The sequence below is a fragment of the Pseudomonas sp. Marseille-Q5115 genome (genome assembly GCF_916618905.1).
Lineage (GTDB): Bacteria > Pseudomonadota > Gammaproteobacteria > Pseudomonadales > Pseudomonadaceae > Aquipseudomonas > Aquipseudomonas japonica_A.
The window spans coordinates 4,961,698-4,984,236 of record NZ_CAKAKI010000001.1 but is presented as its reverse complement, the minus strand read 5'-3'; the positions used below and the strand labels follow the sequence as shown (position 1 = coordinate 4,984,236).

Below are 22,539 nucleotides of genomic sequence, written 5' to 3'. Positions count from 1 at the left end.
AATGTTTGCCAATCAAATACGCCCGCATTCGAGAAGCGATCTCCTTTATACTTGCGCCCTTTTGTACCCATGGAGATACGCTCGGATGTCAATGCGAATTGCCCTCCTGCGCCTTTGCGCCGTGCCAGCCTTGGCACTGGCCCTGGTCACTGGTGCTGCCCAGGCCGCCGACGCCCCCGCCCTTACGCTTTACAACGGCCAGCACAAGGAATTGGGCGAGGCGATCGCCAAGGCGTTCGAAGCCAGTACCGGCATTCATGTAAACGTGCGAAAAGGCAGCAGCAACCAGCTGGCAAGCCAGATCATGGAAGAAGGCGCCCGCTCCCCCGCCGACGTTATCTACAGCGAGGAATCTCCCCCGCTCAATGCCCTGGGCGAAAAAGGCTTCCTGGCGGTTACCGACAAAAGCACGCTGGACGCATTGCCGCCCGACTATGTCGCGAAGGACGGTACCTGGATCGGTATCACGGCCCGTGTTCGTGTCGTGGCATACAACCCGAGCCTGGTCGCCGAAAAAGACATGCCCGCCTCGGTGATGGACTTTGCCCGCCCGGAGTGGAACGGCAAGATCGGCTTCGTTCCCACCAGCGGAGCGTTCCAGGAGCAGGCCGTGGCTGTGCTTCGGCTCAAGGGTGAAGAGGCTGCCGAAGAATGGCTTACAGGCCTCAAGGCCTACGGCAAGACCTACGCCAACAATATGGTGGCGATCAAGGCAGTCGAGAACGGCGAAATTGCGGCAGTATTGGTGAACAACTACTACTGGTATGCACTAAAGCGCGAAAAAGGCGAGCTCAAGTCGCAGCTGTACTATTTCAAGAACAAGGACCCGGGCGCCCTGGTAAGCATATCCAGCGCTGCCGTGGTGAAGGCCAGCAAGCACCCGAAGGAAGCCCAGCAACTGCTGGCATGGATGACCAGCGAGGAAGGCCAGCGGGTCATCACCCGTGCGCAGGCCGAATACCCGCTGCGCAAGGGCATGGTGTCCGATCAAGGGCTCAAGCCTTTCGAGGAACTTGAAGCGCCGGACATCACCCCCGCTGACATCGGCAATGCCGAAGAAGCGCTTGACCTCCAACGTGACGTCGGCTTGAACTGATGACAGCCCAGGCTCAGCTTCCGCCGGCCGCTACGCTGTCCCGGGGAATCAAGGGAAAGCGACCGTCCGCCTGGCTGGTCGCCCCTGTATTGCTGCTCGTTGGGCTGAGCCTCCTGCCGCTGGCCTATGTCACCATCCGTACCGCCGAAGCCGGCTGGCACGATATTGCCCGCCTGCTGCTCCGGCCTTATGTCTATGGCCTGCTGGTCAATACCCTTACGTTACTGGCCGGCGTTACCGTGGCGTGCGCGATTGCTGGCACCCTGCTCGCATGGCTGCTGGAACGCACCAACCTGTGGGGGCGGCGTGCGTGGGGCGTGATCCTGTGCCTGCCGTTCGCGGTGCCTTCGTTCGTGTCGAGCTTTACCTGGGTGTCCCTCAGCTCCGGCTTCGAAGGCCTGGGTGGTGCCGTCCTCATCATGAGCCTGTCCAAATACCCCTTGGTATTTCTGCCCGTTGCGGCCACGTTGCGCAATCTGGACCATTCGCTGGAAGAGTCCGCCCGGCTGCTGGGGGCGAACCGGAGCAGGCTGTTCTTCAGCATCACCCTTCCGCTGCTCTGGCCTTCCATCCTTGCCGGTAGCCTTCTGATCGCGCTGCACATGTTGGTCGAGTTCGGTGCCCTGTCGATTCTGAACGTTCGCACCTTTACCACCGCTATCTACCAGCAGTTCGAGCTGGAATTCAGCAACGCCAACGCCGCCATGCTTTCAGCCGTACTGCTGGTGCTGTGCCTGGGCTTCCTGTGGCTGGAGTTGAAGGCGCGTGGGCGAGCACGGCATGTACGCACGGGCCAAGGCGTGGCTCGTCACGCGGCACCGGTGCGGCTGCCGGTGTGGGCCGGGCTTTGCGGCCAAGGCTTCTGCGCCGCGCTCGCCATCCTGGGCAGTGGAGTGCCGCTGGTGATGCTGGGCTACTGGCTGGCCCAGGGAAGCTCGGCGGCCTTCCCGGTTGTTGCCATTGGCCAGGCACTATTGTCGTCCCTGGGCCTGTCGCTCGCGGGCGCGGCGGTATCCCTGTTGCTGGCGCTGCCGGTGGGCCTGCTGGTGGTGCGGTACCGCGGCAGCCTGGCGATCTGGGCGGAAAGGCTTCCGTACCTGCTGCATGCCTTGCCCGGGCTGGTGATCGCGCTAACGCTGGTGTATTTCTCTCTCCACTACATACCAGCGTTGTACCAGACCACGGCGTTGCTGGTGATTGCCTACGCCCTGCTGTTCCTGCCCTTGGCGCAAGGGCCAGTGCGTACCGCCCTGACGAAAGCCGCCCCGCAGCTTGAAGAGGCGGCGCGTACCTTGGGCGCAGGGGCGTTCAAGGCGTTTTGCAAGGTCACCCTGCCTATCATCTTCCCGGCGCTGGCGGCTGCCTTCGCGCTGGTGTTCCTCGACGCAATGAAAGAGCTCACCGCAACGCTGTTGCTCAGCCCCACGGGCACCACCACCCTGGCTACCGAGGTGTGGGCGCATACGTCGAACATGGAGTTCGCCGCCGCCGCGCCCTTCGCCGCCTTGCTGATCCTCGTGTCCGGGCTACCGGTGTACCTTCTCACTACCCGCATGTACCTCAGCCGCCGCTAGCGGCGTGGATCACGCGCGGAACTGACCAAGGCTTGCCCGCAGCTGGTGGGCAAGGCGGTCGAGCACCTTGCTGCTGGCAGTGGTCTGCAACACAACCTGCGCCGATTGTTCGGCCTGGGCGTGAATCACTTCTACCCGGCCTTTCACCGCCTGCGCCCCCTGCGCCTGATGTTGCGCGGCACGGGTGGCCAGATCGATGGCGGCATGTACTTGCTCCACCGATGTCTGGACGGTTTGCTGCAGCCTCGACGCATCCCGCAGTACGCGCAATCCTTCGCTGGCCTGGCGGCCCGCCTGGCCAATGGCGGTGACCGCTTCGCGCGCACCGGCCTGAAGCGCGCCAATATGCGCCTGGATATCGCCCGTGGAGCTTTGGGTTTTACTCGCCAGCGCCCGAACCTCATCAGCGACCACGGCAAAGCCTCGGCCAGTCTCTCCTGCCCTCGCCGCTTCGATCGCGGCATTGAGTGCAAGCAGGTTGGTCTGCTCGGCAATACCATGGATCACGGTCAGCACCACCTCGATCTGCTGGCTTTGCGTCGCCAGCCGCTCGATCACTTGCGAGCCAGTTTCCACCTGCCCCGCCAGGGCCTCGATCAAGCTTCCGACTTGCGTAGACGCCTTGGTATTGGCATCCGTGGCCTGGCGGATCTCAGCCACCTGTTTCAATGCGGCCTGCATCGCAATGCTTTCCGCCTGGGCCTCATCTGCCATCTGAGCCAACGCCTGCAAGCTGGCAGCTACTTCGTCGCGCTGACGTTCGGCGGCGGCATCGGCACCAGCATTGCGTTGCGTCATGGCACCGATTTCCTGGCCAGTGCGTTGCGCCACATCGCCGGCCTCGCGCACGATGGGTTGCAACTTGGCCACGAAACGGTTCACCGCGCCGGCCATGTCTCCAATTTCGTCGTTGCTGTTCAGCGCTACCCGCTTGGTCAGGTCGCCTTCACCGGCAGCCAGGTCATCCAGTGCACTGATCAGCAGGCGCAATTTGTTCACTACTCTGTGCCCAAGCACCAAAGCCAGTGCCAGCAACACACCCAGCGCAACCACGGCCAGGCCTGCGCCGATTCTCCAACGGAGCACTTGAGCGGCCTCACTCACAGCATGATGAGTATTGGCCTGCATTTCCTTGGCGGCGCCTTGGGCGCTTTCAAGACGGTCGCGCAACACCCGCGAGCTCTCGGCGGCTGCGCCGGAAACACTATCGGCGACCAGTTGATCACCACTGGCTATAAGATCGTTGAAGCGCTTGTCCAGCGCTGCCAGCTCGGCATCCACCCCAGCCGTGGACACACCCATACGCACCTTGCCGATTTCCGCACCGTTCGGGCTGATGGGTGCCTCAACGTAATAGACCGAAGGGTCGTTACGAGCAGCATCAAGTACCTTTTCCAGCGGCCGCTCACCTTGCCCCTTTTCAATCAGAGCCTGGTTGATGGGGTTGTCCCGGTTCAGGTAACGGGTCAGGTGTTGCCCGGTGGCGTCGTCGTAGATGACGAATAACACGTTGGGATTACGCTGCGCTCGGCGGGCAAATTCTGACAAGGTAGGAATGTCGTTATCCCACATGGCTCGGGGAGCGACAGAGGCAAGCAGCTCGGCCATATCATTGGCCGATTCCTTGATGCTGTGTTCGAGGGTGGCACGAACCTGCTTCTGCTCATCGGTGAGCCGGCTGGATAGCCCCGCCGCCAAGCGCTGCCGAGTGCTGGCAGAGAGTTTGTCCAGGCTGCTGGTCAGGTCCTGCCCTGCCTGGTTGAGCTCACTCCCAAGCCGCTGGCTATCTGCCCCCAGCCGAACGCCCAGGTCGGTCTCCAGCGCGGCAACTGTGCTCCGAGTAAGTGCTACCGCCACCAGAACCTGCACCAAAAGAGCAATTCCCAGGGCAAGGAACACGGGGCGCAGCAAGCGGCTGCGAAAGAGCGAAAGAATGGCCGACACGGGTAAGTCCTCTGATCCAGTGCCATTAAAACAATGGCGCACACGCTGATGGATCTTCCCAGCAATCCCCGTGCCGAGCAGGCGGCAAAAACGACAAAGGGCCCCATAAGGGACCCTTTGTCTTAAACACCAATGGCTTACGCGAACGGGTGGCGCAGCACGATGGTTTCGTTGCGGTCCGGGCCCGTCGAAATAATGTCGATCGGCGCACCTACCAGCTCTTCCACACGCTTGATGTAAGCACGGGCATTGGCCGGCAATTCTTCCAGGCTTTTCGCACCCAGCGTGGACTCGCTCCAGCCCGGTACGTCTTCGTACACTGGCTGCAGGCCAATGTAGCTGTCTGCATCGGTTGGCGCATCGATGACAGCACCGGCTTCGTTCTTGTAGCCAACGCAGATGCGGATGGTTTCAAGGCCGTCGAGCACGTCCAGCTTGGTCAGGCACAGGCCCGAGATGCTGTTGATTTCGATAGCGCGGCGCAGAATGACAGCGTCGAACCAGCCGCAGCGACGGGCGCGGCCAGTGGTTGCGCCGAATTCGTGCCCACGCTTGGCGAGGAAGGCGCCAACGTCGTCGAACAGTTCAGTGGGGAACGGACCCGAGCCTACACGGGTGGTGTAGGCCTTGGTGATGCCCAGGATGTAATCCAGGTACATCGGGCCGAAGCCGGAACCGGTAGCGATGCCGCCCGCAGTGGTGTTGGAGCTGGTGACGAAGGGGTAGGTGCCGTGGTCGATGTCCAGCAGCGAGCCTTGAGCGCCCTCGAACATGATGTCCTTGTCGGCCTTGCGCAGCGCGTGCAGCTCGGCGGTGACATCCTGCATCATCGGTTGCAGCAGCTCGGCGTAGCCCATGCATTCATCGAGCGTTTGCTGGAAGTCGATTGCAGGCTCTTTGTAGTAATTCACCAGTACGAAGTTGTGGTAATCCAGCAACTCGCCCAGCTTGGCGGCAAAACGCTCGCGGTGGAACAGGTCGCCTACCCGCAAGCCGCGACGCGCAACCTTGTCTTCGTAAGCAGGGCCGATACCACGGCCAGTGGTACCGATCTTGTGCTCGCCGCGCGCTTTTTCGCGCGCCTGGTCCAGAGCAACGTGGTACGACAGGATCAGCGGGCAAGCCGGGCTGATACGCAGACGCTCACGCACCGGAACGCCCTTCTCTTCCAGCTTGATGATTTCACGCATCAGCGCATCGGGAGCGACGACCACGCCGTTGCCGATCAGGCATTGCACGCCGTCACGCAGGATGCCGGACGGGATCAGGTGCAGCACGGTCTTCTCACCGTCGATTACCAGCGTATGGCCGGCATTGTGGCCACCCTGGTAACGCACGACCGCGGCAGCATGTTCGGTGAGCAGATCGACGATCTTGCCTTTGCCCTCATCACCCCATTGGGTGCCCAGGACGACGACATTCTTACCCATAACACTTGTCCTCATTGGCGCAAACTTGGTGCCGACCGCGGCCGGCGTGAACTCAGGAAACCAGCGGTGCCACTTCCCAGCAACCGCCCTGCAGAATGAGCTGGCGGTCACAGCCCGCCTCGCGGGCGGCCGCCGTGGCCTGCCCGGGTAATGCCTGTACGACGCGCTCGCCTCGCGAGCGCAGGCCACATACGGTTTGCCACAGCGCGGTGTCCGGGCTGTCGGGCATCCAGATGCCGCCCTCGGGCAACTCGACCTCTGCGCGCCCCAGCGTAACCAGGGTTTTCAGGTCGGTGGAAAAACCCGTCGCCGGCCGGGCACGGCCGAAGTCGGCTCCGAAGTCGTCGTAGCGGCCACCCTGGGCGATTGACTGACCTACACCCGGCACGAACGCGGCGAACACAACCCCGGTGTGATAGTGATAGCCACGCAACTCGCCAAGGTCGAAGTACAGTGGAAGGCCCGGGAAGCGGGCGGCCAGCCGTTCAGCCAACTCCAGCAATTCATCCAGTGCCGCCAGCACCGGCGCCGGAGCGGCGCCGAGAATCTCCCGCGCCTGGCCCAGTACCGAGCGGTCCCCAGAGAGATTGACCAGCGCCCGCAGCATCCGTGCGGGGCCTGCGGCCACACCTTCGGTAAGTTCGAACACTTCATCCGTGGCCTTGCGTTGCAGCGCGTCGAACAGGCGCTGTTCGGTCTCGCCCGAGAGGCCAGCGGCGCGGGCGAGCCCGCGGTAGATACCCACATGGCCCAGGTCCATGTGCACATCCGGCACTTGCCACAGTTCCAGCATCGCCAGCATCAGGCTGATCACTTCCAGGTCGCTGCCGATACTGGCGTCGCCGTACAGTTCCGCACCGAGCTGGATCGGGCTGCGCGAAGTGGACAGCGCCCGAGGGTTGGCGTGCAGCACGCTACCGGCATAACACAGCCGGCTTGGCCCTTCGCGGCGCAGGGAGTGTGCGTCGATGCGCGCTACCTGAGGGGTGATGTCCGCGCGAAAGCCCATCTGGCGGCCCGACAACGGGTCGACCACCTTGAAGGTGCGCAGGTCCAGGTCCTGGGAAGCGCCAACCAGCAGCGACTCCAGGTATTCGATGTGCGGCGTTACGACGAATTCGTAGCCCCAGCTCTGGAACAGATCCAGTACCTGGCGCCGCGCAACTTCGATACGTGCGGCCTCCGGTGGCAGTACTTCCTCGATACCATCCGGCAAGAGCCAGCGGTCTACCGTTGCCATTACCCCATCCCCTTTGTTCCGGGCGGTGGGCTCATGCTGGCCCACCCTTGAGTGAAGCAGATACTGCCGCGCAGGCGCGAAAACCATAGCGCTTGCCGCGCCACGGGGCAGTGTCCTCGAAAAACCTTGGGGCCCGCACGGCCATCGGACCTTGCAGACGCAAAAAAGCCGGGAATTTCCCGGCTGCCGCATGATACACAGGTTTGGCCGGCGGATCACCCCGCCAGGCAGCGAGCTGCCCAGCGGGAACCTGTAAGGCACTTACGGCTTGGCCCGTTCCATGTAGCGGAAGAAATCGCTGCTGGGGTCGAGCACCAGCACATCGCCCTTGGTGGAGAAGCCTTGCCGGTAGGCCTGCAGGCTACGATAGAACCCGTAGAATTCCGGGTCCTGGTTGTACGCCTTGGCATAGATGGAAGCAGCCTGCGCATCGCCGTCACCGCGTACCTCTTCAGACTCACGGTATGCCTCGGCCAGCAGCACGCGCCGCTGCCGATCGGCGTCCGCGCGGATACCTTCGGCCAGCTCGTTACCCTTGGCGCGGTGCTCCCGGGCTTCGCGCTCACGCTCGGTGCTCATGCGCTCGAACACGCTGCGGTTCACTTCCTTGGGCAGGTCGATGGACTTGACCCGAACATCGACCACTTCGATACCCAGCTCCTGATCCGCCATGCGGTTCAGCGAAGCGGTGATGTCCGCCATCAGGGCATCGCGCTCACCCGAAACCACTTCATGCAGGGTGCGTTTACCGAACTGGTCACGCAGGCCCGACTCCAGCCGGCGCGCCAGGCGCTCGTCCGCAGTGGCCTTCATACCCGCTGTCGCGGTGTAGAACCGATCGGCGTCCTTCACCCGCCATTTGGCGTAGGCATCGACCATCACCGCTTTTTTCTCGAGCGTGAGGAAGCGCTGGGTAGGTGCATCCAGGGTCATCAGGCGCGCGTCGAAACGGCGCACCTGGTTCATGTAGGGCACCTTCATGTGCAAGCCAGGCTGTACGTCGGCCTCTACCACTCGACCGAAGCGCAGCAGAACTGCCCGCTCGGTTTGCGAAACGATATAGAAGCTGTTCCATAGCACCACCACGGCGACTACACCGACGATAAGCGCGATTACGGATCTATTGCCCATCAGCGGCTCTCCCTGGTACGCAACTCTCGCTGCTGCTGTTGCAGGTCGCCAGCGCTACGCCCCGCGGAATCCGAGGGAGGGTTGACCGCCGGCTGTGCCGGGGCCGGGCTGCGGCCTTTTTCCATCAGTTTGTCCAGCGGCAGGTAGAGCATGTTGTTCTGGCCCTTGCTGGAAACCAGCACCTTGCTGGTATTGCTGTACACATCCTGCATGGTTTCGAGGTACAGGCGCTCGCGGGTTACATCCGGCGCCTTGCGGTACTCGGCCAGCAATTTGCTGAAGCGGTCGGCCTCACCTTTGGCGCGGGAAACCACTTCGTCCCGGTAACCATTGGCATCCTCGATGATGCGCTGCGCCTGGCCGCGTGCCTCGGGCACCACGCCATTGGCATAGGTTTCGGCCTGGTTGCGGGCGCGCTGTTCGTCTTCACGGGCCCGGATCACGTCGTCGAACGCTTCCTGAACTTCACGCGGTGCGGCAGCGCTCTGTACGTTCACCTGGGTCACGCTGATACCGGTGCGATAGGTATCGAGGAACCGCTGGAGGCGCTCCTTGATTTCGCCGGCCATTTGAACGCGGCCTTCGGTAAGTACCTGGTCCATCGCAGTGGAACCGACTACATGGCGCAATGCACTGTCGGTGGCATGCTGGAGGCTGACTTCCGGCTGGTCCACGTTGAGTACGAAATCGCGCAGGTTCACGATCTTGTACTGAACGGTCAGCGGAACCTCGACGATGTTCTCGTCTTCGGTCAGCATCTGGCCCTGCTTGCTGTAGGCGCGCTCACGCGTGACGTTCTCGAGGAACTTGCGATCGATCGGCGGGAAATAGATGTTCAGGCCAGGCCCTACGGTTTCGTAGTATTTGCCAAACCGGAGAATGACCGCCTGCTCCTGCTCGTCCACGACGTAGACGGCACTGTACAACCAGATGGCTGCCAGAACGGCCAGGCCAATACCCAGCAGACCCAGCCCGCCACCCTTCGACCCCGTCGGCTCGCCGCCGCGGCGCTTGCCGCCCCCGAACAGGCCGTTCAGGCTTTCCTGCAGCTTGCGAAAGGCTTCGTCCAGGTCCGGTGGCCCCTTGCGATCACCGCCCTTGCGGCCACCCCATGGGTCCTGGTTATTCGAATTGCCACCACCCGGCTCATTCCAAGCCATAGCGCTCTCCATCAGATAAAGCTAAGACGCACCCGCGGCGCGTCGGCCAATGCTACAGAATGCGAGCCCTCCCGACCAAACCAACGCGGAGAGCTTTTATTGCAAAGTGTGTTCCTGGATGAATTCCAGAGGTTTCAAGCCTTCCCGGCTAACCAGCCGGTTCAACTCTACCCGGGGTAAACGCACATCGAGCAAACTGGCGCCACTCTCGTCATGGGCTTCGCCCTGCACCGCGCCAGACGAGAAGAATTGCGCCCTGAGGCGCCCCAGCTGCTGAGGCAACCGCAGGGTTGCCACGAAAAGGTCTTCACCGAGCAGTTCGGCAATCGCCTTGCCAACGAGCTCCAGGCCCCGGCCATCCCGCGCCGACACCCATACCCGTTGCGGCTTGCCGTCCTCGCCACGCTGGATGTGCGGTTCTACCGCCTCCAGGAGGTCAAGCTTGTTATACACCTCGAGAATCGGCAGCCCTTGCGCGCCGATCTCGGTGAGCACAGCCATTACTTGCTCAACCTGCGCCATTCGCTCGGGCTCATGGGCGTCGATCACATGCAACAGCAGGTCGGAGCTGGCGGATTCTTCGAGCGTGGCCCGGAAGGCCTCGACCAGCTTGTGCGGCAGGTGGCGAATGAAGCCTACGGTGTCGGCCAACACGATCGGGCCGATGTCCGCCAACTCCAGCCGGCGCAGCGTAGGGTCAAGCGTTGCGAACAGTTGATCCGCCGCATAAACGTCGGACTGGGTAATGGCATTGAACAGGGTCGACTTGCCGGCGTTGGTATAGCCCACCAGGGACACTGACGGAATATCCGCGCGCTTGCGGCCCCGGCGGGCCTGTTCGCGCTGGCTGCGAACCTTTTCCAGCCGCGCCTTGATCTGCCGCAGGCGAACCCGTAGCAGGCGACGGTCGGTTTCAAGCTGGGTTTCCCCCGGGCCACGTAGCCCGATCCCGCCTTTCTGCCGCTCAAGGTGCGTCCACCCGCGTACAAGACGGGTGCTCATGTGCTCCAGCTGGGCCAGTTCGACCTGCAGCTTGCCTTCATGGGTACGGGCGCGCTGAGCGAAGATATCAAGGATAAGCCCGGTGCGGTCGAGTACGCGGCATTCGAAGGCGCGCTCGAGGTTACGCTCCTGGCTGGGCGTGAGGGTGTGATTGAAGATAACGAGATCGACTTCGCCCGCCTTCACCTGCTCGCGCAGTTCGTCGACCTTACCGGTACCGATCAGGTATTTGGCCGTCGGCTGATGACGCGAGACGCTCACGAAAGCGATTGTCTCGGCACCTGCCGAGGCTGCCAACTCCTGAAACTCCTGCGGGTCTTCGCGCGCCTCAGGGTCTTGTCCATCCAGATGAACGAGAATTGCCCGTTCACCACCACCGTGGCGCTCAAAGAACAAAGGAGGCTCCTATATCAGGCGTTTCCGGGTTCGGCGTCGGCTTGTTCGGCGTCACCAGCGCTTGGCAGGCGGATCGGGCGAACGGGAACGACGGTAGAGATTGCGTGCTTGTAGACCATCTGGCTGACAGTGTTCTTCAACAGGATCACGAACTGGTCGAACGATTCGATAGTACCCTGCAGCTTGATGCCGTTTACCAGATAAATCGACACCCCCACTTTTTCTTTACGCAATGTGTTCAAGTAAGGGTCTTGTAGCGAATGCCCTTTTGACATGTGCCGCACTCCTTTAAGGATCAATAAATAGACTTCAAAAATAATAGCTGACCGGCTTTCCCCCAAGGATAGACGGCAACGCATGACTCAGCTCAATATGGAGATCGAACCAAGGTATTTCAAGGACTGCGTCAGATTGTCGCTAGCAAGGCTGTCGAGCCACTTCAGATCATCCCAGCCGCGCAACCAGGTGAATTGCCGTTTGGCCAACTGGCGCGTTGCAATAATGCCCCGCTCTTTCATTTCCTCGGCAGATAGCCTGCCGTCGAGATGATCCCACACCTGCCGATACCCGACCGCCCTGATGGAGGGCAAGCCTGCGTGCAGGTCTCCTCTGCTACGCAACTGTCTGACCTCACCGATGAAACCCTGTTCAAGCATTTGTTCGAACCGCTGGGCAATGCGCGCATGCAACACCGACCGCTCGGCCGGTGCGATGGCAAGGCTGGCGACAGTATAGGGTAATTGAAGCGTGGCCGACGCGCCTGGCGCGCCATTTTCAGCAATTTGCCGCAGGCGCAGGTCGGTCATGCTTATACCGCCGGCATGGAAGACTTCCAGCGCGCGGATGATCCGCTGCGGATCGTTGGGATGAATCCGGGCCGCCGAGACGGGGTCCACCTTGCTTAATTCGGCATGCAATGCCTGCAACCCTTCGGCCTCGGCTTGAGCTTCCAGCGCCTGGCGAATGGCGGGATCGGCGCTCGGCATGTCGGCGAGTCCGTCCAGCAAGGCCTTGAAATAGAGCATGGTGCCGCCCACCAGCAAGGGAATTCGCCCCCGCGCGGTGATCTCGGCCATGGCCTCCAGCGCATCGCGGCGAAAATCCGCTGCGGAGTAGGCCTGGGCAGGGTCGAGAATATCCACCAGACGGTGAGGGAATTCGGCCAGCTGTTGCTTCGAAGGTTTGGCCGTACCGATATCCATGCCCTTGTAGACGAGGGCCGAATCCACGCTGATCAGGTCGCAGGGCAGTACCCGCGCCAGCTCCATGGCAAGGTCGGTCTTACCGGAAGCCGTAGGCCCCATCAGGAAGATGGCGGGCGGCAATCTGGACATGTCAGCGGCCCCGCAGGAAGAGCTTGTCGAGTTCATCCAGCCCAAGCTGGGTCCAGGTGGGCCTGCCGTGATTACACTGCCCGCTGCGCTCGGTGGTTTCCATGTCCCGCAGCAGCGCGTTCATTTCAGGAACAGCCAAGCGCCGGTTGGCACGTACCGCCCCGTGACAGGCCATGGTGCCCAGCAGTTCGTTAAGGTGGGCTTGGATACGGTCACTGGTCCCGTATTCCATCAGGTCCGCCAGCACGTCGGCCACCAGCCGGTTCGCCTCCGCCTGCTTGAGCAGGGCCGGGATCTGCCGAATGGCGAGGGTTTCGGGGCCCAGGCGCTGCAATTCGAAGCCCAGGCGGGAGAACCAACCGGTGTGCTCTTCGGCGCAATCCGCCTCGCGCTGGCTCACCGCAAGGGACTCGGGCACGAGCAAGGGCTGGCCGCTCAGCCCTTCGCTGGCCATAGCCACCTTGAGCCGCTCGTACATGATGCGCTCGTGCGCGGCGTGCATGTCCACCAGCACCAGGCCGTGGGCGTTTTCCGCCAGGATGTAGATACCCTTGAGTTGCGCCAGCGCGAACCCCAATGGAGGCACTTCCCCTTGTTGCTCGGGCAGCCCAGGGCTGGATGGCTCGCCTTCGGCCAAGGGCGCGAAGAACGCCCGGTACACGCCACCGGCCTCGGCCAGGGGTACAGCGGGGCGCCGTTCGGCCCCTCCACTGTAGTTGGCGTAGCCACCACCGCTCCCCTGGCCATAAGCAACCTGAGGCTGGGACTGGAACTGTTGCTGTTGGGACTGCAAAGGCCGCGCGGCGAGCGCTATCTCCTCCTGGGGGCCGAATTCGCCGACACCCAGGCCTGTGGGCCGCGCCACACCCAGTGCCGCCGTTGGCGCAGGCGCTGCCGCCAGTTGATCCTCGGGCCGAACTTCAGCGAGGGCACGGTGCAAGGTGCCGTACAGGAAGTCGTGCACCATGCGCCCGTCACGGAAGCGCACTTCGTGCTTGGTGGGGTGGACATTCACATCGACCACGGCGGGGTCTACTTCCAGGAACAGCACAAAGGTCGGGTGGCGACCGTTGAACAGCACGTCCCGGTAAGCCTGGCGTACAGCGTGGGCGACCAGTTTGTCCCGCACCGCGCGACCATTGACGAAGAAATACTGCATGTCTGCCTGGCTGCGGGAGAACGTAGGCAAGCCTACCCAACCCCACAGCCGCAAGCCGCTGCGCTCTACCTCGATCGGCATGGCCTGCTCAAGGAAGCCTGGCCCGCAAATGGCACCTACGCGGCGCGCGCGCATTGCCTCGTCATGGGCCTCATGCAGGCTGAGCACGCTTTTGCCGTTGTGGCGCAGGTGGAAGGCAACGTCGAAACGCGCCAGGGCCAGGCGCCGGATCACTTCCTGCAAATGATCGAATTCGGTCTTCTCGCTTTTGAGAAACTTGCGCCGTGCCGGGGTATTGAAGAACAAATCGCGCACTTCCACCGAGGTACCAACCGGGTGCGCCGCTGGCTGCACCCGGGGCGCCATGTCACGGCCTTCGGTTTCCACCTGCCAGGCCTGGTCCGCATCGACCGTGCGCGACGTGAGCACCAGCCGAGCTACCGAGCTGATGGACGCCAGGGCCTCGCCACGAAAGCCAAGGCTCATTACCCGCTCGAGGTCTTCAAGGTCGCGGATCTTGCTGGTGGCATGCCGGGCCAGCGCCAACGGAAGGTCATCGGAAGCGATACCGGAGCCGTCGTCGCGAACCTTGAGCAGCTTCACGCCGCCCTGCTCCACTTCCACGTCGATGCGACGCGCACCGGAATCCAGGCTGTTTTCCAACAACTCCTTGATGACCGAAGCCGGCCGCTCGACAACTTCGCCCGCGGCGATCTGGTTCGCCAGCCGAGGGCTCAGCAATTCGATACGCGCGGCGCCGTTCATGGTTGAGCCGCCACAGCGGTGGAAGGAATGGTCAACAACTGGCCGATTTTCAGCTCATCGCTTTTCAAGTCATTGGCACTGCGCAGCGCACTGACCGACACCTGATAGCGGGTCGCGATCATGGGTAAGGTTTCGCCGCTGCGCACGGTGTGCTCGCTTTCGCTGCGCGCCAGCTTGCCGGAATCCCGCAGCCAGGCGATGTAGGTGCCAGGTGGCGGATTTTGCTCGAAGAACTGCTTCACTCCGGCACGGATAGAGCGTGCCAGCGCCTGCTGGTGAGCGGCGGACCGCAACTTGCTGGATTCGCCGGAATTGGAAATGAAACCCGTTTCTACCAGAATCGACGGGATGTCCGGGGATTTCAGTACCATGAACGCGGCCTGCTCTACCCGGCTCTTGTGCAAGGTGGTTACCCGGCCAATGTTACTCAGCACTTTCTGCCCAACGTTCAGGCTGGAGCTGAGGGACGCCGTCATGGACAGGTCCAGCAGCACGCCAGCCAGCATGCGGTCCTTGTCGTCCAGGCTCACGTTGCCCGCCCCGCCAATCAAGTCGGAGCGGTTTTCGCTGTCAGCCAGCCAGCGGGCCGTTTCCGAGGTGGCCCCGCGCTCGGACAACGCGAACACCGAAGCCCCGTAGGCCGCCGAAGACGGCGCGGCGTCGGCATGGATCGAAACGAACAGGTCGGCGCCCTTCTTGCGGGCGATTTCGGTACGGCCGCGTAGCGGAATGAAGTAGTCGCCGGTACGGGTGAGTTCGGCCCGGAAGCCTTTCTCCTGGTTGATCTGCCGTTGCAGTTCCTTGGCGATCGCCAGCACCACGTCTTTCTCGTGCTCGCCGCGCGAACCGGAGGCGCCCGGGTCTTCGCCGCCGTGCCCTGCGTCGATGGCGATGATGATGTCACGCTTTCCGTTGGGCACAGGGGCCAGCTTTATTTCCGGCTTGGCCGGCGTCACCGGCACCGCTGGCGTGGTGGCGATGGTGGGCGGCGGCGCGGCAGGCTCAGCATCCGAAGCTTGGTCATACAGGTCCACTACCAGGCGATTGCCATACTGCTGGTTGGGCGCAAGGGTGAAGCTTTTGGGCGTGAGGGGCTTTTTGAGGTCTACCACCACGCGCAGGTCGGTCGGGGTGCGCTGAGCGGAGCGCACACTGCCAATAGGGGTGTTGGCCGTAGAGACGTTCAATATCCCGGCCAGGGTCGCGCCATTGATGTCGATCACCAGGCGGTCTGGTGCCGTGAGTGTGAACACACTGTGTTCCACCGGGCCTGACAGATCGAACACCAGACGGGTGTTATCGGGAGCTCGCCACAACCGCATGCTCTTGACTTGCGTGACGGCCATAGCGTCGACCGCGAATGCCGTAAGCCAAAGTCCCACGACTGCGATCAGCGCGCGAATGCGCATATGTTCCCCACCCCTTCATTGATCAACCAGGCGCCAGCGCGCCCAACCACGTTTCACCGACCGAGCTCTCGGCGCGCAGTTCAAGACGGCGCCCGGGCTCATGGGCGCTTATGGTAATGGTCAGGTCGGGCTTTGGCAAAACGCCCTCACCTTTTGCCGGCCATTCAACCAGGCACAGTGCGTTGCCCTCGAAGTAGTCGCGAATCCCCATGAATTCAAGCTCTTCGGGATCTGCAAGACGGTAGAGGTCGAAGTGATAAAGCGCCACATCGCCTAGTTCGTACGGCTCCACCAACGTGAAGGTTGGGCTTTTGACCGCGCCGGTGTGCCCAAAACCGCGGACGATGCCTCGCGACAGGGTAGTTTTGCCAGCCCCCAGGTCGCCCTCGAGGAACACGGTACCGCGCCCTTGTGTAGCGTGAGCGAGGCGAGCGCCCAATGCGGTCATCGCTGCCTCATCAGGCACGAATAGTGTCAGGCTTTGCATGGCGCAACCTCTTCCAATAACTGACGGATGGCGGGAATCAGATCGACGGCAGCCAGCCCTCGCCCTTTCGCGCCCTGCTGCTCGCCGGCGGTGGCATGCAACCACACACCCAGGCACGCCGCATCGAAGGCAGACATATGCTGGGCCAGCAACGCGCCGATCACACCCGATAGCACATCGCCCAAACCGGCGGTGGCCATGGCAGGGTGCCCGCGATCACACAGGGCGAGCCGGCCATCGGGGTCGGCAATCAGGCTACCTGCGCCCTTGAGCACGCAAACGTTGCCATATTTACGGGCCAACGCCAGCGCCGCCGAAGGGCGATCGGCTTGCACATCGGCCGTGCTCATTCCCAGCAGGCGTGCAGCCTCGCCCGGGTGCGGGGTGATCACTGAGCCCGAGGGCAGCGCCACCACGCCTTCACTGAGCAGGTTGAGCGCATCGGCATCCCATACCTGCGCCGTTTGGCTGGACGCTGCAACCGACAGCAGGCTTCGCCCCCAGGCACCTGTACCCATCCCCGGCCCGACCACCAGCACGGAGGCGGCCTTGATCAGGGCTGGCAACTGGTTGGCCGAATCGACTGCTGCGGTCATCACTTCAGGCAAGCGGGTCAATGCAGGCGCCAGATGCACATCACGAGTGGCGAGCGAAACCATGCCAGCACCGGTGCGCAAGGCTGACTCGGCCGCCATGATCGCGGCGCCGCCCGTTCCTCGTTCGCCGCCTATTACCAGCACCCGGCCGAACTGCCCCTTGTGCGCGGTTGCCACCCGCGGGGCCGGCAATGGCAGGCCTCCGGGCTTGAGCAACGTGGCCTGCGGCTTCACTTGGGCGAGTATCGAAGCATCGGCGTTCAGGTCATCGAATACCAACGAACCCACAAGCGTTGGCGCCTCGCCGGTAAACAGCCCCAGCTTGAGGGCAATGAAGGTCACCGTAAGATCAGCGCGCACCGCAGTGCCCATTACATGGCCGGTATCGGCGTTCAGGCCGGACGGTATATCCACGGCCAGTACGCCCAGGCCGCTGGTATTGACCGCCTCGATGGCCTGGGCATACACGCCTTGCACTTCCCGGCCCAGCCCGGTGCCTAGTAGCGCATCGACCAGTACGCCTCGTAAAGCGGCGCCGGTGCTCCATGGCTGACATTGCACACCAGCAGCTTGAGCTTCGGCGAATGCCGCAGCGGCATCACCGGTGAGTTTGTCAGCGGGCGCCAGCGCAATAACAGTGGCGTGCCAACCGGCTCGCCGGGCCAAGGCCGCTATCAGGTAGCCATCTGCCCCGTTGTTGCCCGCCCCCGCCAGCACGGTAACTTCCGCGGCGTGGGGCCAGCGCAGGCGTAGCGCGCGCCAGCAGGCGTTGGCGGCGCGCTGCATCAGCTCCAAGCCTGGGGTGCCGGCGGCGATAAGCCGTGCGTCGAGGTCTCGCACCTGGGCGCCGGTATACAGTACGTCGGGTAAAGGGTTATCAGCCTGTGCCATCGTTCAACCATGAGCGTGGATGTCTGGCAGAATTATACCCACCCCAGCCTTGGTTTCCCCTTTTCATGTCCGCCGCCGTTCTTGACCTTACCGAACTTGCCTCGTCCATCAAGGACTGGGGCCGTGAGCTGGGCTTTCAGCAGGTGGGCATCAGCGGCCTTTCCCTGGGCGAACACGAGCAGCACCTGCAACGCTGGCTGGACGCAGGGCACCACGGCGAAATGGACTATATGGCCGCCCACGGCAGCAAGCGGTGGCGGCCCGAGGAGTTGGTACCTGGCACGCTGCGGGTTGTTTCAGTGCGAATGGATTACCTGCCCGGCGACACCCGCATGGCCGAGCGCCTGGCACAGCCCGAGAAGGCTTACATTTCCCGCTACGCCCTTGGCCGCGATTACCACAAGGTTGTGCGCAAACGCCTGCAGCAACTGGCCGAACGTATCAGCGCGGTAATCGGGCCGTTCGGTTATCGGGCGTTCGTGGACAGCGCGCCGGTGCTAGAGAAAGCGATCGCCGAGCAAGCGGGCCTTGGCTGGATCGGCAAAAACACGCTAGTGCTGAACCGCAAGGCGGGCAGCTATTTCTTCTTAGGTGAGCTGTTCGTGGATTTGCCGCTGCCCACCGACCCACCTCAGGCCAGCGAGCATTGCGGCAAATGCCATGCATGCCTGGACATCTGCCCGACCAACGCTTTCATCGGCCCGTACCAGCTGGATGCGCGGCGGTGCATTTCCTATCTCACCATCGAGTACAAGGGGTCGATCCCCGAGGCGCTGCGGCCGCTGATCGGCAACCGGGTATTCGGCTGCGACGATTGCCAATTGGTGTGCCCCTGGAACCGCTTCGCCCGCCCCACTACCGAGGGGGATTTCACTCCGCGCCATGGGCTGGATAACGCAGAGCTGGCGGCGCTGTTTCGCTGGGACGAGCAAACGTTTCTATCCCATACCGAAGGCTCGCCCCTGCGACGCGCAGGCTACGAGCGCTGGCTTCGCAACCTGGCAGTAGGGCTGGGCAACGCTCCCACTACCATCGCGGTCGTGGAAGCGTTGCGCGCGCGGCTGGGCCACCCCTCGGCACTGGTACGCGAGCATGTGGAATGGGCGCTCGGCCGCCACGGCGAGGCGGTTGCGGTTACGCCTTGATGAAGTGCTGGCGGTAGTGCTGCAGTTCGGCGATGGATTCGCGAATGTCGTCCAATGCCAGGTGGCTGCCGCCTTTCTTCAAGCTGCCAAGTACGTCAGGTGCCCAGAGCCCAGCCAGGATCTTGAGCGTGGACACGTCCAGGTTGCGGTAGTGGAAGTAACCCTCCAGCGCCGGCATGTGCCGGTAGAGGAAGCGCCGGTCCTGGCAGATGCTGTTGCCACAGATCGGGGATTTGCCCTTGGGCACCCATTGTTCAAGGAACGCGAGGGTCTGGGCCTCGGCCTCGGCCATCGATACCTTGCTGTCACGTACGCGCTGGGTCAGCCCCGAGCCGCCATGTTGCCGAGTGTTCCACTCGTCCATGCGCGCCAACACTTCATCGCTGTGGTGAATGGCGATCACGGGGCCTTCAGCCAAGGTGTTGAGCTGGCTGTCGGTCACAATGGTGGCCATTTCGATGATGACGTCGTTGTCCGGATCCAGCCCGGTCATTTCCAGATCGATCCAGATCAGGTTGGTGGGGTTAAGCATTGCAATCTCCTCGACAAGACTGCGAAGTGTAGCTTACCGGCGCATGCTAGACTCCTGCGCCTGACCTATCCCCCGCTGTTTCGCGCCTGTCCACGGCGCTTTTTTCAGGAATCCCATGGCCAAACGCCAACTGAACCGTCGCCAGGCCTGGCGCATCGATAAAATCCAGAATGAACGCGCCGACAGAGCTGCCAAGCGGGAATCGCAGGCGGCAGAAGTGCTTGAGGGCGGCGATCTGGGGCCCGAAGAAACCGGCCTGATCATTGCGCACTACGGCGTGCAGGTAGAAGTGGAAGCGCAACAGGGCGAACACGTCGGCGAAGTATTCCGCTGCCACCTGCGCGCCAACCTGCCAGCACTGGTGACCGGTGACCGCGTGGTGTGGCGCGCCGGCAATCAAGGGATCGGCGTGATCGTGGCGCAATTGCCGCGCAGCACCGAGCTATGCCGCCCCGACCATCGCGGTCAGCTCAAGCCCGTGGCCGCCAACGTCGACCTGATCGTGATCGTGTTCGCACCGGCGCCCGAACCTCAGGCAAACCTGATCGACCGTTATCTGGTAGCGGCCGAGCACGCGGGCATTCATCCGTTGTTGCTGTTGAACAAGGCCGACCTGATCAACGCCGACAACGAAGGCAAGCTCAACGACCTGCTCGAAGCTTACCGGCAACTGGGCTACCCGCTGCTGGAGGTGTCCGCCCATGAAGGCGATGGCATGCAGCAGCTCAAGGAGCGGCTCAAGGGGCACACCAGTGTGTTCGTGGGGCAATCGGGCGTGGGCAAGTCTTCGCTGGTGAACACGCTGCTGCCCGACGCTCAGGCGCGGGTAGGTGCGCTGTCGGACTGGTCCGGGCAAGGCACCCACACCACCACCACGGCCAAGCTGTTCCATTTCCCGTTGGGGGGCGACCTGATCGATTCGCCGGGCATCCGGGAGTTCGGCCTGGTGCACGTGAGCCGGGACGACGTGGAAGCGGGCTTTATCGAGTTCGCCGGCTTGCTCGGCCGCTGCCGCTTCCGCGACTGCAAGCACGACCGGGAACCCGGCTGCGCCCTGTTGCTGGCGTTGGAAGATGGGCGCATCCACCCACAGCGGATGCACAGCTACCGGGCTATTATCGCCAGCTTGCCTGAAGAGCGGTACTGAGCGACCGCTCCCATCGTTGTGACGCTGTTTCGCGGGCTACGCTCGCGAAACAGACCTACAGCTGCTTGCCCGCCGGTGCTTCCATCTTCAGCGCGCCGCTGTCAAAGATGTTGAGCTTCTCTCGCAGTTCGCGGGGCTGAACCGTAGGGTTCTGCCCAGCTACTGCAGCTGCCGCTGGCGGAGCGACGGGTGCCGCTGCCCCAGGTGTACCTGGTGCTGCTGCCGGCGCGCTCGGTGCGGCCGGCGGAGTCGCCTGGTCACCTTCTGGCTGTTCGCCTTCGATGTCCCGCTGTGCCTTTTTGTTAAGCACAATGATGTCGATACGACGGTTTACCGGGTTCAGTGGATCCTTGCGATCAAACAGCGCAGATGACCCATACCCCACTACTCGTGCAATCTGCGGCTCCGGATAGCCACCGGTTACCAAGGCGCGGCGTGCGGCGTTGGCGCGGTTGGCCGACAGCTCCCAGTTGCCGAAGTCCGCGCTGGCCGCGTAGGGCTTGGCATCGGTATGGCCACTGATACTGACCTTGTTCGGCACTTCCTTGATGGTGTCTGCCATCGCCAGCAGGATATCTTCGAAGTAGGGCTTGAGCCGCGCACTGCCGAGGTCGAACATCGGTCGGTTGTCCGCGTCCATGATCTGGATGCGCAGGCCGTCCTGAGTGATCTCGAACAGGATCTGATCCTTGAATTTCTTCAGCTGCGGGTTTTCGTCCACCTTGTTCTGCAGCTCTTGCAACAACAGCTCGAGGCGGTCTTTCTCGATCTTCTCGGCGATATTCTCCGCCTGCTCTGGGTTCACGTCAGTCTGCGCCTCGGGCCGTGGCGGCGTGTCCTTGGTTTCCGGGTTGAGCGTGTGGTCCGGCGCCAGTTGTGGCGACCCACCAAGGTCGATCACATATGGCGAGCCGCTTTCGGTAAAGCCGATCGGGTCCTTGAAGTAACCAGCGATAGCGAGCTTCTGCTCGGGCGTGGCTTCAGACAACAGCCACAGCACCAGGAAGAAGGCCATCATCGCGGTTGCGAAGTCGGCGAAGGCAATTTTCCAGGCACCCCCGTGGTGCCCGCCGCCAAAGCGTTTTACCCGCTTGACGATGATCGGCTGATTATTTTCCATGGCTTAGCGACCGCGTACTGCTTGTTCCAGCTCTGCGAAGCTCGGACGGTGTGCCGGGTAAAGCACTTTGCGCCCGAATTCCACCGCCAGGGTGGGCGGCATGCCGGAAGCCGAAGCCACCAGCGAAGCCTTGATAGCCTCGAACACGTTCATCTCTTCCTTGGCATCGTGAGCCAAGGTGGAGGACAACGGGCCGAAGAAGCCATACGCCGCGAGAATACCAAGGAAGGTACCGACCAGCGCCGCGCCCACGTGGCCACCGATGGCGGCCTTGTCACCGTCGCCGAGCGAGGCCATGGTCACCACGATCCCCAACACTGCTGCCACGATACCGAAGCCTGGCAAACCGTCGGCAATGCCCTGCACCGCGTGTGAGGGGTGCTCGAGCTCTTCTTTCATGCTCAGCAGCTCCATGTCGAACAAGCCTTCAAGCTCGTGGGGAGCCATGTTGCCCGAGGACATGATGCGCAGGTAATCGCAGATGAACGCGGTCATGCGGGCATCGTTGAGTACCGCCGGGTACTTGGCGAAGATAGGGCTGGCTGCGGCATCTTCGATGTCGCTTTCAATCGCCATCATGCCTTCGCGGCGGCTTTTGTTGAGGATCTCGTAGACCAGGCCCAGCACTTCAAGGTAGAAGGCGTGGGTGAAACGAGACTTGAACATCTTCAAGGATTTCTTGAGGACGATCATGGTCATCGAGCCAGGGTTGGCCTGCAAAAAAGCGCCAAGGCAGGCGCCACCGATGATCAACACCTCGAAAGGCTGGATCAGGGCCGCGATTTGCCCGTGGGAAAGGACGTATCCGCCGAGTACGCTCGCGAACACGACGATCATGCCGATAATTTTAGCCATAGGTCAGGACACTTCGAAACGTGGAAAACTTGGCACGGGGCCGTCTCAATCTCTGCTTCTACCTATCGGCAGACCTGCGCCAGACTATAGTGACGATTCGTGAGGTTTGTACGAAAAGTCATCAAG

At 62.5% G+C, this 22,539-nt stretch carries 19 protein-coding genes and 1 pseudogene; 4 read left to right on the top strand and 16 right to left on the bottom strand.

The window, feature by feature from the left end; translation table 11 throughout:
- Positions 1–85 precede the first annotated feature (85 nt).
- Both LG385_RS22875 and LG385_RS22870 read left to right on the top strand, forming a co-directional pair.
- A complete protein-coding gene (locus LG385_RS22875; RefSeq protein ID WP_225776030.1) occupies positions 86–1,096 on the top strand; it encodes an iron ABC transporter substrate-binding protein in 1,011 nt (336 codons plus the stop codon).
- The gene (locus LG385_RS22870; protein WP_225776029.1) at positions 1,096–2,670 is read left to right on the top strand and encodes an ABC transporter permease; all 1,575 of its coding nucleotides are present in this window, start codon (positions 1,096–1,098) and stop codon (positions 2,668–2,670) included. The genes LG385_RS22875 and LG385_RS22870 overlap by 1 nt, the downstream gene beginning before the upstream one ends.
- Before the next feature lie 9 nt (positions 2,671–2,679).
- Here LG385_RS22870 and LG385_RS25830 read toward each other — a convergent pair whose 3' ends face one another.
- From LG385_RS25830 to LG385_RS22810, 13 genes and pseudogenes are all read right to left on the bottom strand, one after another.
- The gene (locus LG385_RS25830; protein WP_413247391.1) at positions 2,680–3,384 is read right to left on the bottom strand and encodes a methyl-accepting chemotaxis protein; all 705 of its coding nucleotides are present in this window, start codon (positions 3,382–3,384) and stop codon (positions 2,680–2,682) included.
- Positions 3,385–3,585: 201 nt separating this feature from the next.
- Positions 3,586–3,798, bottom strand: a pseudogene (locus tag LG385_RS25825) (methyl-accepting chemotaxis protein); the annotation flags it as partial.
- A 953-nt stretch (positions 3,799–4,751) separates the two neighbouring features.
- On the bottom strand, positions 4,752–6,044 hold the full coding sequence (locus tag LG385_RS22860; RefSeq protein ID WP_181110839.1) for an adenylosuccinate synthase: 1,293 nt from the start codon (positions 6,042–6,044) through the stop codon (positions 4,752–4,754).
- Positions 6,045–6,096: 52 nt separating this feature from the next.
- Positions 6,097–7,284: an ATP phosphoribosyltransferase regulatory subunit gene (locus LG385_RS22855; protein ID WP_225776027.1), complete on the bottom strand. Its 1,188-nt coding sequence runs from the start codon at positions 7,282–7,284 to the stop codon at positions 6,097–6,099.
- A gap of 261 nt (positions 7,285–7,545) precedes the next feature.
- The gene (hflC, locus tag LG385_RS22850; RefSeq protein WP_181110841.1) at positions 7,546–8,415 is read right to left on the bottom strand and encodes a protease modulator HflC; all 870 of its coding nucleotides are present in this window, start codon (positions 8,413–8,415) and stop codon (positions 7,546–7,548) included.
- Positions 8,415–9,575, bottom strand: a complete 1,161-nt coding sequence (gene hflK / locus LG385_RS22845) for an FtsH protease activity modulator HflK (protein ID WP_181110842.1) — start codon at positions 9,573–9,575, stop codon at positions 8,415–8,417. Before hflK ends, hflC begins: the two co-directional genes overlap by 1 nt.
- Before the next feature lie 96 nt (positions 9,576–9,671).
- Positions 9,672–10,973, bottom strand: coding sequence for a ribosome rescue GTPase HflX (gene hflX / locus LG385_RS22840; RefSeq protein WP_225776026.1), 1,302 nt, complete (start codon positions 10,971–10,973; stop codon positions 9,672–9,674).
- Positions 10,974–10,987: 14 nt separating this feature from the next.
- Positions 10,988–11,248 carry an RNA chaperone Hfq gene (hfq, locus tag LG385_RS22835; RefSeq protein ID WP_181110844.1) on the bottom strand — a complete coding sequence of 87 codons (261 nt, stop codon included), beginning with the start codon at positions 11,246–11,248 and terminating at the stop codon, positions 10,988–10,990.
- A gap of 87 nt (positions 11,249–11,335) precedes the next feature.
- On the bottom strand, positions 11,336–12,307 hold the full coding sequence (gene miaA, locus LG385_RS22830) for a tRNA (adenosine(37)-N6)-dimethylallyltransferase MiaA (protein ID WP_225776025.1): 972 nt from the start codon (positions 12,305–12,307) through the stop codon (positions 11,336–11,338).
- Position 12,308: 1 nt separating this feature from the next.
- Positions 12,309–14,231 (bottom strand): DNA mismatch repair endonuclease MutL, encoded by a 1,923-nt coding sequence (gene mutL / locus LG385_RS22825; RefSeq protein ID WP_225776024.1) that lies wholly within the window; start codon positions 14,229–14,231, stop codon positions 12,309–12,311.
- Complete coding sequence (locus LG385_RS22820) at positions 14,228–15,640, bottom strand: N-acetylmuramoyl-L-alanine amidase (protein ID WP_225776023.1); 1,413 nt, start codon at positions 15,638–15,640, stop codon at positions 14,228–14,230. Before LG385_RS22820 ends, mutL begins: the two co-directional genes overlap by 4 nt.
- 22 nt (positions 15,641–15,662) lie before the next feature.
- Positions 15,663–16,127: a tRNA (adenosine(37)-N6)-threonylcarbamoyltransferase complex ATPase subunit type 1 TsaE gene (tsaE, locus tag LG385_RS22815; RefSeq protein WP_181121561.1), complete on the bottom strand. Its 465-nt coding sequence runs from the start codon at positions 16,125–16,127 to the stop codon at positions 15,663–15,665.
- Positions 16,115–17,614, bottom strand: coding sequence for an NAD(P)H-hydrate dehydratase (locus tag LG385_RS22810; protein ID WP_225776022.1), 1,500 nt, complete (start codon positions 17,612–17,614; stop codon positions 16,115–16,117). Before LG385_RS22810 ends, tsaE begins: the two co-directional genes overlap by 13 nt.
- 65 nt (positions 17,615–17,679) lie before the next feature.
- On the opposite strand from LG385_RS22810, the gene queG reads away from it, so the two are divergent.
- Positions 17,680–18,759, top strand: coding sequence for a tRNA epoxyqueuosine(34) reductase QueG (queG, locus tag LG385_RS22805; protein WP_225776021.1), 1,080 nt, complete (start codon positions 17,680–17,682; stop codon positions 18,757–18,759).
- On the opposite strand, the gene orn is transcribed toward queG, so the two are convergent.
- Complete coding sequence (gene orn / locus LG385_RS22800; RefSeq protein WP_181110850.1) at positions 18,749–19,291, bottom strand: oligoribonuclease; 543 nt, start codon at positions 19,289–19,291, stop codon at positions 18,749–18,751. The two genes, queG and orn, sit on opposite strands and share 11 nt — an antisense overlap.
- A gap of 115 nt (positions 19,292–19,406) precedes the next feature.
- Between orn and rsgA the strand changes: the two genes are divergently transcribed.
- Positions 19,407–20,438, top strand: a complete 1,032-nt coding sequence (gene rsgA / locus LG385_RS22795) for a small ribosomal subunit biogenesis GTPase RsgA (protein WP_225776020.1) — start codon at positions 19,407–19,409, stop codon at positions 20,436–20,438.
- A 55-nt stretch (positions 20,439–20,493) separates the two neighbouring features.
- On the opposite strand, the gene motB is transcribed toward rsgA, so the two are convergent.
- Together motB and motA are read right to left on the bottom strand one after the other, a co-directional pair.
- On the bottom strand, positions 20,494–21,558 hold the full coding sequence (gene motB / locus LG385_RS22790; RefSeq protein ID WP_225776019.1) for a flagellar motor protein MotB: 1,065 nt from the start codon (positions 21,556–21,558) through the stop codon (positions 20,494–20,496).
- A gap of 3 nt (positions 21,559–21,561) precedes the next feature.
- Positions 21,562–22,413 (bottom strand): flagellar motor stator protein MotA, encoded by an 852-nt coding sequence (gene motA / locus LG385_RS22785; RefSeq protein WP_225776018.1) that lies wholly within the window; start codon positions 22,411–22,413, stop codon positions 21,562–21,564.
- Between the last annotated feature and the right edge of the window lie 126 nt (positions 22,414–22,539).

Coding starts and splice junctions, on each gene's coding strand:
- LG385_RS25830 (WP_413247391.1), bottom strand. CDS start 3,384: ATGGCAGATGAGGCCCAGGCGGAAAGCATTGCGATGCAGGCCGCATTG.
- orn (WP_181110850.1), bottom strand. CDS start 19,291: ATGCTTAACCCCACCAACCTGATCTGGATCGATCTGGAAATGACCGGG.
- LG385_RS22870 (WP_225776029.1), top strand. CDS start 1,096: ATGACAGCCCAGGCTCAGCTTCCGCCGGCCGCTACGCTGTCCCGGGGA.
- LG385_RS22810 (WP_225776022.1), bottom strand. CDS start 17,614: ATGGCACAGGCTGATAACCCTTTACCCGACGTACTGTATACCGGCGCC.
- hfq (WP_181110844.1), bottom strand. CDS start 11,248: ATGTCAAAAGGGCATTCGCTACAAGACCCTTACTTGAACACATTGCGT.
- rsgA (WP_225776020.1), top strand. CDS start 19,407: ATGGCCAAACGCCAACTGAACCGTCGCCAGGCCTGGCGCATCGATAAA.
- hflK (WP_181110842.1), bottom strand. CDS start 9,575: ATGGCTTGGAATGAGCCGGGTGGTGGCAATTCGAATAACCAGGACCCA.
- mutL (WP_225776024.1), bottom strand. CDS start 14,231: ATGAACGGCGCCGCGCGTATCGAATTGCTGAGCCCTCGGCTGGCGAAC.
- LG385_RS22855 (WP_225776027.1), bottom strand. CDS start 7,284: ATGGCAACGGTAGACCGCTGGCTCTTGCCGGATGGTATCGAGGAAGTA.
- LG385_RS22820 (WP_225776023.1), bottom strand. CDS start 15,640: ATGCGCATTCGCGCGCTGATCGCAGTCGTGGGACTTTGGCTTACGGCA.
- LG385_RS22875 (WP_225776030.1), top strand. CDS start 86: ATGTCAATGCGAATTGCCCTCCTGCGCCTTTGCGCCGTGCCAGCCTTG.
- tsaE (WP_181121561.1), bottom strand. CDS start 16,127: ATGCAAAGCCTGACACTATTCGTGCCTGATGAGGCAGCGATGACCGCA.
- queG (WP_225776021.1), top strand. CDS start 17,680: ATGTCCGCCGCCGTTCTTGACCTTACCGAACTTGCCTCGTCCATCAAG.
- motB (WP_225776019.1), bottom strand. CDS start 21,558: ATGGAAAATAATCAGCCGATCATCGTCAAGCGGGTAAAACGCTTTGGC.
- miaA (WP_225776025.1), bottom strand. CDS start 12,307: ATGTCCAGATTGCCGCCCGCCATCTTCCTGATGGGGCCTACGGCTTCC.
- motA (WP_225776018.1), bottom strand. CDS start 22,413: ATGGCTAAAATTATCGGCATGATCGTCGTGTTCGCGAGCGTACTCGGC.
- LG385_RS22860 (WP_181110839.1), bottom strand. CDS start 6,044: ATGGGTAAGAATGTCGTCGTCCTGGGCACCCAATGGGGTGATGAGGGC.
- hflC (WP_181110841.1), bottom strand. CDS start 8,415: ATGGGCAATAGATCCGTAATCGCGCTTATCGTCGGTGTAGTCGCCGTG.